8 protein-coding genes are annotated in these 12,177 nt (G+C 62.7%); 3 read left to right on the forward strand and 5 right to left on the reverse strand.

What is annotated here, in order from left to right; all coding sequences use genetic code 11:
• Positions 1–4,217: amino acid adenylation domain-containing protein (locus tag NJC38_RS22455; RefSeq protein WP_253117169.1), on the forward strand; the 4,217-nt coding region annotated here is incomplete at its 5' end.
• 19 nt (positions 4,218–4,236) lie between these two features.
• On the opposite strand, the gene NJC38_RS22460 is transcribed toward NJC38_RS22455, so the two are convergent.
• Together NJC38_RS22460 and NJC38_RS22465 are read right to left on the reverse strand one after the other, a co-directional pair.
• Positions 4,237–4,476 (reverse strand): hypothetical protein, encoded by a 240-nt coding sequence (locus NJC38_RS22460; RefSeq protein ID WP_144403313.1) that lies wholly within the window; start codon positions 4,474–4,476, stop codon positions 4,237–4,239.
• A 97-nt stretch (positions 4,477–4,573) separates the two neighbouring features.
• A complete protein-coding gene (locus tag NJC38_RS22465; protein ID WP_253117170.1) occupies positions 4,574–5,623 on the reverse strand; it encodes an NAD(P)-dependent alcohol dehydrogenase in 1,050 nt (349 codons plus the stop codon).
• A gap of 180 nt (positions 5,624–5,803) precedes the next feature.
• Between NJC38_RS22465 and NJC38_RS22470 the strand changes: the two genes are divergently transcribed.
• Together NJC38_RS22470 and NJC38_RS22475 are read left to right on the forward strand one after the other, a co-directional pair.
• The gene (locus tag NJC38_RS22470) at positions 5,804–6,709 is read left to right on the forward strand and encodes an AraC family transcriptional regulator (protein WP_045491544.1); all 906 of its coding nucleotides are present in this window, start codon (positions 5,804–5,806) and stop codon (positions 6,707–6,709) included.
• A 334-nt stretch (positions 6,710–7,043) separates the two neighbouring features.
• On the forward strand, positions 7,044–7,556 hold the full coding sequence (locus NJC38_RS22475) for a hypothetical protein (protein WP_253117171.1): 513 nt from the start codon (positions 7,044–7,046) through the stop codon (positions 7,554–7,556).
• A gap of 67 nt (positions 7,557–7,623) precedes the next feature.
• Here the strand turns inward: NJC38_RS22475 and NJC38_RS22480 are convergent, their stop codons facing one another.
• The 3 genes from NJC38_RS22480 to NJC38_RS22490 all read right to left on the reverse strand — a co-directional run bounded on the left by NJC38_RS22480 (position 7,624) and on the right by NJC38_RS22490 (position 12,176).
• On the reverse strand, positions 7,624–8,952 hold the full coding sequence (locus NJC38_RS22480) for a DUF3100 domain-containing protein (protein ID WP_253117172.1): 1,329 nt from the start codon (positions 8,950–8,952) through the stop codon (positions 7,624–7,626).
• A 543-nt stretch (positions 8,953–9,495) separates the two neighbouring features.
• Positions 9,496–10,653: a M20 aminoacylase family protein gene (locus NJC38_RS22485; protein ID WP_253117173.1), complete on the reverse strand. Its 1,158-nt coding sequence runs from the start codon at positions 10,651–10,653 to the stop codon at positions 9,496–9,498.
• Between the two features lie 5 nt (positions 10,654–10,658).
• A complete protein-coding gene (locus NJC38_RS22490; RefSeq protein ID WP_253117174.1) occupies positions 10,659–12,176 on the reverse strand; it encodes an aldehyde dehydrogenase family protein in 1,518 nt (505 codons plus the stop codon).
• Position 12,177: the final 1 nt, after the last annotated feature.

The following is a 12,177-nucleotide window of genomic DNA, read 5'->3' on the forward strand; positions in this document are numbered from 1 at the left end:
AACAACCGCACCCGACCCTCAAGACCCTGTTGATCGGCGGTGACCGGCTGCGCCAGTTCCAGCGTGATCCGGGCTTTGCGGTGGTCAATAACTACGGCCCGACCGAAGCCACGGTGGTGGCGACCTCTGGCGTCATGCAGGTGGGTGAGCTGCTGCATATCGGCAAGCCGATGGCCAATGCCAAAGCTTACGTGCTGGACGAGCAACAGCAGCCGGTGCCAATCGGTGTGGTCGGTGAGCTGTATGTCGGCGGTGCCGGTGTGGCACGCGGCTACCTGAACCGTGAAGACCTGACCGCCGAACGCTTTTTGACTGACCCGTTCAATGGCGGGCGGATGTACCGCACCGGCGACCTGGTGCGCTGGCTGGCCGATGGCAATCTGGAATATCTGGGCCGTAATGACGACCAGGTGAAGATCCGCGGGGTGCGGGTCGAGCTGGGCGAGATTGAAGCCGCGCTGAGCAGCCATGCGGCCGTCAAGGATGCGGTGGCGCAGGTGCATGACGGGCAACTGTTGACCTGGTTCACCGAGCTTTCGCCGGTCGATCCCGGCGCGCTGCACGAGCATCTCAGGTTGTGCCTGCCGGCGGCCTTGCTGCCGAACGCTTATGTCCGCATGGCGCAATGGCCGCTGACGGCCAACGGCAAGCTGGACCGCCGCGCCTTGCCTGCACCCGACGCCGAGGCCCTGTTGCGCCGCGAATATCAGCCGCCCGAAGGCGAAACCGAAACCGTTCTGGCGGCGTTGTGGGCCGAGCTGCTGGGGGTTGAGCAGGTGGGCCGTCAGGATCATTTCTTTGAGCTGGGCGGGCATTCGCTGCTGGCCGTGAAACTGATCGAGCGCATGCGCCAGCAGGGCCTGAGCGCCGATGTGCAGGTGCTGTTCGGCCAGCCGACCCTGGCCAACCTCGCCGCTGCGGTGGGCCGTAACCGTGAAGTGAGCGTGGCGGCCAATCGCGTGCCGGCCGATTGTGAACACATCACCGGTGACATGCTGGCGCTGCTGCAACTGGACCAGGCCAACATCGAGCGGATCGTCGCCACAGTACCGGGCGGGGCGCGCAATGTGCAGGAAATCTACCCGCTGGCGCCGCTGCAGGAAGGCTTGCTCTATCACCATATGACCGCCGGTGAGCGCGATCCCTATCAACAGCACGCGCTGTTCGCGTTTGCCAGCCGCGAGCGTTTCGAGGCCTTCGCGGCGGCCTTGCAGCAGGTGATCGATCGTCACGACATTCTGCGTACCAGCCTGTTCTGGGAGGGGCTTGAGCAACCGGTGCAGGTGGTCTGGCGTGAGGCCCGGCTAAGCGTTGAAAACCTGAGCCTGGATGCCCGGCAGGGCGATGCGCAGCAGCAATTGCGCGAGCGTTTCGATGCCGCGCGGCGCCCGCTGGATATCTGCCGCGCACCGATGATGGCGCTGGCCGGTGCTGAAGATGTGCAGCAAGGGCGTTGGCTGGGGCTGTTGCAGTTCCACCACCTGATCAACGACGCCACCTCCACGGCGGTGCTGATGGCCGAAATTCATGCCCTGTTGCAGGGGGCCGGTGCGACCCTGAGCGCACCGGTGCCGTATCGCAATTATGTGGCCCAGGCCGGGTCGGGCAATCATCAGGCCGGGCATGAGGTGTTTTTCCGTGAATGGCTGGGGGATGTTGACGAGCCGACCCTGGCCTTCGACCTGCGTGAGCGCCCGCTCGACGACCATGACCATCAAGAGGCGCGGGCCTGGCTGGACCAGCGCCTGGCCGAGCGCTTGCGTCATGAGGCGCGGCATTGGGGCGTCAGCCCGGCCAGCCTCTATCACTTGGCCTGGGCCCAGGTGCTGAGCCTGCTGGCCGGTCGCGACGATGTGGTGTTCGGTACGGTGCTGCTCGGCCGTCTGCTGGCCGGCGACGGTGCCGATCGGGCCATGGGCATGTTCATCAATACCTTGCCGCTGCGGGTCAATCTTGCCGGCCAGAGTGTCAGCCGCGCCGCCGCTGATGTGCATGGGCGGCTGGCCGCGCTGCTGGCCCATGAGCATGCGCCGCTGGCGCAGGTGCTGCGGTGCAGCGCGCTGACGGGCAATACGCCGCTGTTCAACAGCCTGCTCAATTACCGGCATGCAGCAAATCAGGATGAAGCAAAACTGCCGGGCATCGAGCTATTGAGCAGCACTGAAGTGGTTAGCTACGCCCTGATGCTGGCAGTCGACGACACGGACAGCGGTTTCCGGCTCAGCGCGCGGGTGCCGCGCCAGATCGGCGCGCAACGGGTTCTGGACTATCTGCGCACCGCCATCGAGGGGCTGGTTCAGGCACTGGAGTGCGAGCCGCATAAACCTTTACATCAGGTGGCGGTCACCCCTGATCACGAAGTCCGGCGCTGGTGGCTGGACTACAACGCAACCGCTACCGACTGGCTCATCGAGCAGGGCGTGCAAACCCTGTTCGAGGCTCAGGTGCGGCGCACGCCTGAGGCCATCGCCCTGCAAGCCGCAGACCGCAGCCTGAGCTATGCGCAGCTCAACGTTGAAGCCAACCGCCTGGCGCATCGGTTGATTGCCCTCGGGGTCAAACCTGATCAGCGAGTGGCCTTGTGCGTGGAGCGCGGTGTGGAGCTGGTCGTCGGTTTGCTGGGCATTCTCAAGGCCGGCGGCGCCTATGTGCCGCTGGACCCCGGCTACCCGGCCGAACGTCTGGACTACATGCTGCGCGACAGCGCGCCGGTGGCGCTACTGGTGCATGCCGCGACCCGCACGCAACTGAGCCTGCATGAGCTCCCGCGGCTTGATTTCGACCAGTGCGACTGGCAGCAACATCCCGACAGCAACCCGCAGCCTGTCGGTTTCAGCGCCGCCAACCTGGCGTACATGATCTACACCTCAGGCTCTACCGGCACCCCCAAGGGGGTGATGATCGAGCATCGCGGTTTATGCAACCTGGTGCACTGGGGCTCGCAACTGATCCCGCCGCGTCCGGATGCGGCATTACTGCAAAAGGCGCCGTTCAGCTTCGACGGTTCGGTGTGGGAGTTCTTCTGGCCGCTGACCGCCGGGCTGCGGCTGGTGCTGGCCGCGCCGGACGGGCATCGCGACCCGGACTATCTGGTGCGTGAGGTTCGCCAGCGGCGCATCAGTGTGGTCAAGTTCGTGCCGGCGCTGTTGCAGCAGTTTCTTGATGCCGAGGGTGTCGAGCAGTGCACCAGCCTGACCGATGTGGTGTGTGGCGGCGGCGAGCTGACGGCCTCGCTGGCCCGTCAGGTTCGTGAGCGCTTGCCGCAGGTGCGGCTGCACAACGTCTACGGCCCCACCGAGGCCACCGTAGACAGCAGCGCCTTCACGCTGGAGCCGCACATGCCGCTGCCGGACAATGCGCTACCGATTGGTTGTCCCTTGCCCAATACCCGTGCCTACGTGCTCGATGCCCATGACCGGCCGGTGCCGCAAGGCGTGAGCGGCCAGTTGCATGTTGGCGGGGTGGGCGTTGCGCGTGGCTATAAAGGCCTGAGTCAACATAACGCCGAGCGCTTTATCGCCAGCCCCTTTGTGGCCGGTGACCGGCTGTATCGAACGGGCGATCTGGTGCGCATGGAGGCAGACGGTAATCTGGTGTTTCTCGGCCGCAATGACTTCCAGGTCAAGCTGCATGGCTTGCGCCTGGAGCTGGGCGAGATCGAAGCGCGGCTGATGCAGCATGTGGCGCTGCACGAGGTGGTGGTGCTGCTGCGTGAACAGCGTCTGGTGGCCTATTTCACCCTGCTGGCGGGGCATTGCGCGCCGGGTATCGAAGCTCTGCGCGCCCATGTGCTTGAACAGCTGCCGGATTACATGACCCCTTCGGCGTTCGTCTGCCTGCCGGTCATGCCGCTCAGCCCCAACGGCAAGGTCGAGCGCAAGGCGCTGCCCGAACCCGGCCAGGACGCGGTGCTCAGCCGTGACTATCGGGCGCCGGAAGGCGACACCCAGACCACCCTGGCGCGGATCTGGGCGCAATTGCTGGGGGTCGAGCGGGTAGGGCGCGACGACAACTTCTTCGAGTTGGGCGGTCACTCGTTGCTGGCCGTGACCCTGGTGGCACGGATGCGCCAGGCCGGCCTGCACGCGGATGCCCGCGCGCTGTTCAGCCATCCGACCCTGGCGGATCTGGCGCTGCACACCCGGCATGAGGCGCAGCAGCCACAGGTCATTCCGGCGACCACCATCCCGAGCCTGAACCGCAAACGCAGGATTTGACGTCGTCGTCAGCCAGCGCTCAGGCCTGGCTGCGCAGCACAGCCATCCTGCGGCTGACCGACGAGCTGAACACCCGCTCCAGGGTGTCCAGCTCGGCCTGCGCCAAGCCTTGAGAACAGGCCAGGCCGAGGGTAAAGCCCTCGGCAACCCCGGCGAGCCGGGACATTTCCAGCACCCCGTCGGCGCGTTCGATATCGGCCAGAATCTGAATGGCTTCGGTCTTCACAGCATCGGGTATCAGCAGGTCGGGCAGAGACATGAGCTTCACCATATGAGGACTATCTGGGCACTCAGCGTAACAGCAAAACCGCGAGCCGGTGCGGCCCCGGAGCAATCACCGGCAAGCCAGGGATAGCTCAGGGCGCCAGGGTGGCGTTGTCGATCACAAAGCGATACTTGACGTCCCCCTTGAGCATCCGCTCGTAGGCTTGGTTGATCTGTTCGGCAGCGATCAGCTCGATGTCCGAGACGATGTTGTGTTCGGCGCAGAAGTCGAGCATTTGCTGGGTTTCAGCGATGCCGCCGATCATCGAACCGGCCAGGGTGCGGCGTTTGGTGATCAGATTGAACACGTTCGGCGACGGGTGCGGCGAAGCTGGCGCGCCGACCAGGGTCATGCAGGCATCGCGCTTGAGTAGCACCAGCAGGGCATCAAGGTCGTGGGGCGCCGCCACGGTGTTGAGGATCAAATCGAAACTCTTGCGGTGGGCAGCCAGTTCGTCCGGATTACCGGTCACCACCACTTCATCGGCACCCAGTTGCCGCGCCGCTTCACGCTTGGACTCGGAAGTGGTGAAGGCCACCACCTGGGCGCCCAGGGCGTGGGCCAGCTTGATGCCCATGTGCCCCAGGCCACCGATACCAACAATGCCGACCTTTTTGCCTGGGCCGATGTTCCAGTGGCGCAGCGGCGACCAGGTGGTGATGCCGGCACACAGCAGCGGCGCCACGGCGGCCAGTTGTGCTTGCGGATGGCGAATGCGCAATACATAACGCTGGTGCACCACAATCTGCTGCGAGTAGCCGCCAAGGGTGTAGCCAGGGGCGTCCGGGGTCGGGAAGTTGTAGGTGCCGATCATGCCGTCGCAGTAGTTTTCCAGCCCTTGGTCGCAGTCTTCACAGTGCTGGCAACTGTCGACGATGCAACCGACGCCGACCAGATCACCGACCTGGAAACCGGACACCTGAGCGCCGGTGGCGGTAACCCGACCGACGATTTCGTGACCGGGGACACAGGGAAACTGAGTACCGGCCCACTCGGCGCGCACCTGATGCAGGTCGGAGTGGCAGATACCGCAGAAGGCGATGTCGATCTGCACATCGTCGGCGCCAGGCGCGCGGCGGGTGATTTGCAACGGGACGAGCGGCTGGTCGCCAGCATGGGCGCCGTAAGCATGGATGGTCATGGGAAAACTCCAGGCGGTTGGTCGTGATGAACATTTTTCCGGGTAACGACCAGAACCGGCTAACGTATTTCGCTGGATTTCTTGCCTGATCCGCTGGCTGTGCACATTTTCAGTAGGAGCACTCTGGCGCCCGAATTATTCTGCACATCTCAAGCAAATAGCCTGCAGGTTCGCTCGCCCATGACCACCCCACAAGCTTCACTGGCCCGCCTGATCGCTCGGCAGGTTGCCGAACCGGGAGACCTTGAAACGGCCATCAGCGGGCTGACCCTGTACCGGCGTAACGAGCTGGCGCCGCCCCAAAGCTGCATGGTGCCGCCCAGCATCGTGTTGGTCGCTCAGGGCGCCAAGCAGCTCTGGGCGGGCGGTGAGGGCTTTGCTTACGACAGTTCGCGGTTTCTGGTCACCTCGCTTGACCTGCCGGCCAACTCAGAAGTGACCCAGGCCAGTCCTGAACAGCCGTGCCTGGGGTTGGTGTTCAAACTGGACCTGCGGGTCATGGCGGAGCTGATTGCGTTGGGCGGCCTGGCGCTCAGTCGTGACAAAACTCCCGGCAAGAGTGTCGGCATCGGCACCGCCACCCCGGCGATCCTGACGCCGATGGTGCGCTTGCTGGAATTGCTCGATGAGCCCGAGGCCATTGCGGTGCTGGCGCCGATGGTCCAGCGCGAGATTCATTACCGGCTGCTATGCGGCGACCAAGGCGCCAAACTGCGCCAGATCGTCAGTGTCGACAGTCAGGGGCACCGGATCGCGCGGGCGATTGACTGGCTGAAACTCAACTACGCCAAGGCGCTGCGAGTCGAAGAACTGGCGGCGCGGGTGCAGATGAGTTCGCCGACTTTCCATCATCATTTTCGCCAACTCACCGCCATGAGCCCGTTGCAGTACCAGAAGTGGCTGCGCCTGACCGAAGCCCGGCGGCTGATGCTCAACGAGCATCTGGACGTCTCCAGTGCCGCATTCAAGGTGGGTTATGAAAGCCCTTCGCAATTTAGCCGCGAGTATGGGCGATTGTTTGGCATTGCACCCAAACGCGACATTATTCAGTTGCGAGAACTGGCCGCAGCACAGTTGTTGGCGTGAGTGGCAGATTTACGTCATTTTTGCGAAGTACCGAAGATGACCGCTCAGGTAATGAGAAATACTTGGCGCTTTTAGAACGTTTATTCATGAATTGAAGGTGGATAGATCAATAAGTGATATCTATCGCATCGGTATCGCGGCGATGCTGATTAGCTGTTTCGCAATAGCGTCGAATCATCCGCTATAGCCAGCGGTTCGTGCGCATGCACGGCCTTTTCCCGGTTGTGTGCCCCATGGGGTGCTGCTGTTTCGGCATCTTGTGCGCAACCGGCAAATTCTTAGAATCGGCGCCATCAAGCAGTTATTCACGCTTATCGATAACGGAGTTTCGATCATGATGAACGCAATGCAGATGCCGATGAACACTTCCATGCCAATGATGCCGATGATGGGCATGCCGATGATGATGGCGACCATGAAGTGCGAAATGATGGCCGACGCCATGATGTGCACCATCAAGCCTGCGGCCGGCATGGACATGGCCATGTTCAAGAACAACGCCGAAATGATGGCGATGATGATGAACTGCGGCATGCCGATGATGATGCATTGCGGCAACATGGCGATGATGTGCGTGTCCGAGAACGGCATGAACATGATGAACATGATGGCCGGCATGAACATGCCAATGATGATGCCGATGGGCATGCCCATGCCGATGATGAAGTGCATGATGACCTGCACCATCGAAGCCGACTGCATGAAGTGCATGATGATGCCGATGCCAGGCATGAGCATGGAGATGATGAACAACTGCTGCATGCTGATGAACAAGATGATGAACGACTGCAGCATGCCCATGATGATGAGCTGCAATGGTATGCCGATGATGTGCTGCACTTGCTGATTCGATCCGCTGAATGAAAAAGCCCGCCAGTTCGCACTGGCGGGCTTTTTTCATGAAAATTTGTCGATCAGTGGAAGAACTCGGCAATCAGCACCGCGCCAATAAAGGTGCCGAAGTTGGCCAGAAACGAGACCAGCACGATGCGCCAGCCCAGGCGGCGGAACGCTGGCAAGTCCTTGGCGATCGACAGACCGGCGAAGGCCAGCATGGGTGTGATCACCGCCAGCATGTTGATCGAACCCACCAGCCGGGAAATCTCTGCCGCCCATGGGCACAGCGGTGAAGTCAGCAGCATGGCGACCACCGAGACGGTGCACACCGCCGGGATCTTGCGGCGCAGCAGCGAGCAGAGCAGTTCACCGACAAATACTGCACCAATCATGATCGCCATACCGGCAAACGCATCGGGTGACAGCACTTTGTAGCCGACATAGTTGGCCAGCAATGCCAGGCCACCGGCAGCGAACCAGGCACTGATACGACCCAGCCAGCCCAGGTCTGGGGTCTCCAGCGACACTTCGTTGCTGGCTGGACCATTGTCGAACACCGAGGCCTTGGTGGTACGACCGATCAGCGGTTCCAGAACCCGGTAACCCCAGACCGCCAGTGGCAGCGAGATGAACAGGGTGAAGTAGGTGCCCAGCGTGGTGGTGATCAGGTTGGCAGCGGCCGCCAGGGCCATGACTTCCTTGGCCACTTCCGGCGTCTGTTGCGCTGCGATGGCGCCTGCTGCGGCGGCCATCATGCTGCCCGAGCCAATGCCCGAACCCATGGCCAGTGATTTAGGGTCGAAAATCCCCAGGCTGGTGATGAAGCCGGCGACGATGGCAATGAACAGCGCACCGAACAACGTACCGGTCAGGTATTCCGCCAGTACGCCACGGCCCTCCGGCGAATCCATGCCGTAACGCTCACCGATGATCGCCAGGCTCGGCTCGCGACCTACCGAGAAGGTCGCACCGATCGCCTCACGCTTGATACCCAGCAGCAGCGCCACTGGCAGGCCGAGAATCACCGTGCCGACAAAATGCCCGAACTCCTGAAACACCAGCGCCCAGCCAGACGCCATGACCACCGGCAGCGAACCGCCGACCACCAGCCCCAGCTTGGCGATAAACACCAATAGCGCCGGCTGCAGAATGGCTGCGGCGCGGGCCTGGGCGCGTTTGTCGATGGCCAGGGTGCCAGGCAGGCGATGACTGGCGATCCCGATCGCAGCACCGATCAGCAGGGCCCAGACCATGGGCAACAGCACGACCTTGCCGGGCCCCAGCGGAATGCTCAGGGCGCCGATCACTTCGGCGATGATGAGGATGATTGCAGCCCAGATGTACAGCTTGACCGTGGCTGAGACGGCATTGTGCTCGCGCACGGCGAGCGTGTTGGCGTGATGCATATGAATCCCCTTGCCTGCTGGGCACCGGTCAGGATGGCCCAATAGTTGTTGTGTTGTCAGGGAGCGCCTTGCGGCACTCAGGGCAGAAAGCAAATCCATGGCAGGCATGGAGTGTCGCGATTGATCTTTTTATAGGCACCGCCGGTAGCGGGGCGTCCTCAGTATGGCCAGCACCTGGGCGCACTCCAATATTCTGAATTTCATTTGTTGTTGCCTAAAACAGAACGCACAAACGCCAGGCGCAGAAGCTCAGCCGCTGTCGCGGACTGGCCGGGCGGCGATTCGCTTTAGCCGGGAAGTCTTCGCGGCTAAAGCCGCTCCTACCGGGTAATGCCGATCAGTTAAGTGATCTTGCGGCCGAGCTTGGTTCTAGTGGGAGGGGCCGGCCGGCGCCTCCCACAAAGACCGCGCTGCCCTTAACTGATCGGCATTAGCGTGTAGGACCGGCTTTAGCCGGGAAGCTTTCGCGGCTAAAGCCGCTCCTACCGGGGACATGGAGACAGGGAAGGGCAAGCGGGGGCCGGGCGGCCCCCGCGCAGTGGCTCAGCGAGCCGGCAGGTTCTGTTCGACCAGGGCGGTCCAGACCGCAACGCCGGGTTCGATGACCTGGTCGTTGAAGTCGTAGTAGGGGTTATGCAGGGCGGCTGAAGGCTGTTGACCATCGACGCCCATCCAGATGTAAGCACCGGGGCAGGCTTGTAGCATGAAGGCGAAGTCTTCCGAGGCCATTGAAGGGTTGCAACCAAACTGTACGTTGCTTTCGCCCAACGCAGACTGCGCTGCCTGGCAGACGATCCGTGCCTCGGCCGGGTGATTTTCGGTAACCGGATACCCGACGTTGTAGCTCAGTGCACCGCGTACGCCAAACGCTGCCGGCAATTGCTCGACGAATTCGCCAATCAGTTGCTGGACCTTTTCACGCACCGGGGTTTGCAGGCAGCGTACGGTTCCACGCAGCGTGGCGGTTTCCGGCAGCACGTTGATCGCTTCCCCCGCATTGATCTGGGTGACACTGATCACCGCACTGTCCAGCGGTGACAGGCGCCGGGAGGTGATGGTCTGCAAGCCGAGAATCAGTTCGGCCGCCGCGACAATCGGGTCGAAGCCACGGTCGGGCATCGCCGCATGCGAGCCCTTGCCGGTCAGGACAATTTCAAAGGTATCCAGCGAGGCCATCATCGGCCCCGGATTGACCAGCACCTTGCCGGCCGGCACCCCGGGCCAGTTGTGCAGGCCATAAATGGCTTGCATCGGAAAACGCTCGAACAGGCCGTCTTCGATCATCTTCTGGGCACCGCCCAGGTTCTCTTCAGCTGGCTGGAACACCAGATAAACAGTGCCGCTGAAGCGGCGCGTCTCGCTCAAGTGCCGGGCGGTGGCCAGCAGGATTGCGGTGTGTCCGTCATGGCCGCAGGCATGCATGCAGCCCTGATGGGTCGAGCGGTGCGCGCACTGGCCCAGTTCCTGGATCGGCAAGGCGTCCATGTCGGCGCGAATGCCAATCGCCGGCCCTTCGCCGTTGCGCAGCACGCCGACCACCCCGGTGCCACCCAGGCCACGATGCACCTCGATCCCGAAACTCTCCAGCAGGCTGGCGACCCGCTCACTGGTCTGCACTTCCTGAAAGCCCAGTTCGGGCGCGGCATGAAACTGACGCCGCCACACGGTGGCGTCGTCGATCAACTTGGCTGAAATAGTCATCGCAGTTACTCCAGGCTCGCGCCGTAGCCGAAACTGGCCGCCGGGATGGCAGCGGTTTCGACCCAGACGCTCTTCACTTCACTGTATTCGCGCAAGGCATCGAGCCCCGAAGAGCGACCATAGCCGCTTTCACCATAGCCACCAAACGGCGAGCTGACATGGATGGTCTTGTAGCCGTTGACCCAGAACGTGCCAGCCCGGACCTGTTTTGCCACGCGGTGGGCGCGCCCGACATCGCGGGTCCAGACCGCGCCAGCGAGGCCGAAACGGCTGTCGTTGGCGATGCGGATGGCCTCGGCCTCGTCTTCGAAGGGAATCGCTACCACCACCGGGCCAAAGATTTCTTCCTGGGCGCAGTGCAGGGCGTTGTGACCTGCCAATACCGTGGGGTTGATGTAGTAGCCGGCTTTTGCAGGAACCGGTTCGGCACCTTCGCCCACCAACTGTGCGCCGTCTTGCAAGGCACGCTCGACCATGGTTTTCACATGGCTGTACTGCTTGGGGTTATTGATCGGGCCGATCTGGGTCTGCGGGTCGCTTGGGTCACCGACCACAAATTGCTGCGCAGCACTGGCCAGCGCCTGGGTGAACTTGTCGAAGATCGAGGCCTGGACCAGCAGCCGCGAGCCGGACACGCAGCTTTGCCCGGCGCCGGAGAAGATCGCTGCCTGGGCGCCACGCAGCGCCACGTCGAGGTCGGCGTCGGCGAATACGATATTGGCTGACTTGCCGCCCAGCTCCAGCACCGCCGGGATGCAGCGCTGTGCAGCGGCGCTGGCAATGTGGCGGCCGGTGGCCGGCGAGCCGACGAACACCACCTTGCGGATATCGGCGCCGGCAATCAATTGCTGACCGATGCTATGGCCGAAACCGGCCACCACGTTGACCAGGCCCTTGGGTACACCGGCACGCTCGACCAGCACGCCGATGACCAGCGACGACAGCACGGTCAGCTCCGAAGGCTTGAGGATCACCGCGTTACCGGCGGCGATTGCCGGTGCGACCTGCCAGCCGCAGGTGAACACCGGCGCATTCCATGGGGTGATCTGCAGTACCGTGCCAAGTGGTTCATAGGTGACGTAGTTGAGGTGCGAGGTCGGCACCGGAATCACTTCACCGTGCAGTTTGTCGGCCCAGCCGGCGTAGTACTCGAACATCTCGGCGACCTTGGCCACTTCGACCTGCGCGTCCCGGATCGGCTTGTTGGAGCTCAACGACTCGATCTGTGCCAACGCCTCGCTGTGCTGGCGAATCTGCGCGCCGACCTGGTACATGGCGCGGCCACGGGCCTGGGCGGTCATTGCCCACCATTGTTGCTGAGCGGTGCCGGCGGCCTTGCTGGCGACCTCGACCAGTGACTGATCGGCATCGGGGTAGCTCAGCATCAGGCTGTCGTCGTGGGCGTTGCGCACTTCAATCGGGGTGCCGTGGCCCGCAATGAACTCACCGCCAACATAACTGGCGATGACCTGACGATCGCCCCAGAACGGCTGCATCAACTCGATAATCTTGTGCATGCTCATG

It is taken from the genome of Pseudomonas sp. 21LCFQ010 (genome assembly GCF_024129905.1).
Classification (GTDB): Bacteria; Pseudomonadota; Gammaproteobacteria; order Pseudomonadales; family Pseudomonadaceae; genus Aquipseudomonas.

What these genes read in the sequence shown, in the direction of transcription:
- NJC38_RS22460 (WP_144403313.1), bottom strand. Translation starts at nt 4,476, where the DNA reads ATGTCTCTGCCCGACCTGCTGATACCCGATGCTGTGAAGACCGAAGCC.
- NJC38_RS22465 (WP_253117170.1), bottom strand. Translation starts at nt 5,623, where the DNA reads ATGACCATCCATGCTTACGGCGCCCATGCTGGCGACCAGCCGCTCGTC.
- NJC38_RS22470 (WP_045491544.1), top strand. Translation starts at nt 5,804, where the DNA reads ATGACCACCCCACAAGCTTCACTGGCCCGCCTGATCGCTCGGCAGGTT.
- NJC38_RS22475 (WP_253117171.1), top strand. Translation starts at nt 7,044, where the DNA reads ATGATGAACGCAATGCAGATGCCGATGAACACTTCCATGCCAATGATG.
- NJC38_RS22480 (WP_253117172.1), bottom strand. Translation starts at nt 8,952, where the DNA reads ATGCATCACGCCAACACGCTCGCCGTGCGCGAGCACAATGCCGTCTCA.
- NJC38_RS22485 (WP_253117173.1), bottom strand. Translation starts at nt 10,653, where the DNA reads ATGACTATTTCAGCCAAGTTGATCGACGACGCCACCGTGTGGCGGCGT.
- NJC38_RS22490 (WP_253117174.1), bottom strand. Translation starts at nt 12,176, where the DNA reads ATGAGCATGCACAAGATTATCGAGTTGATGCAGCCGTTCTGGGGCGAT.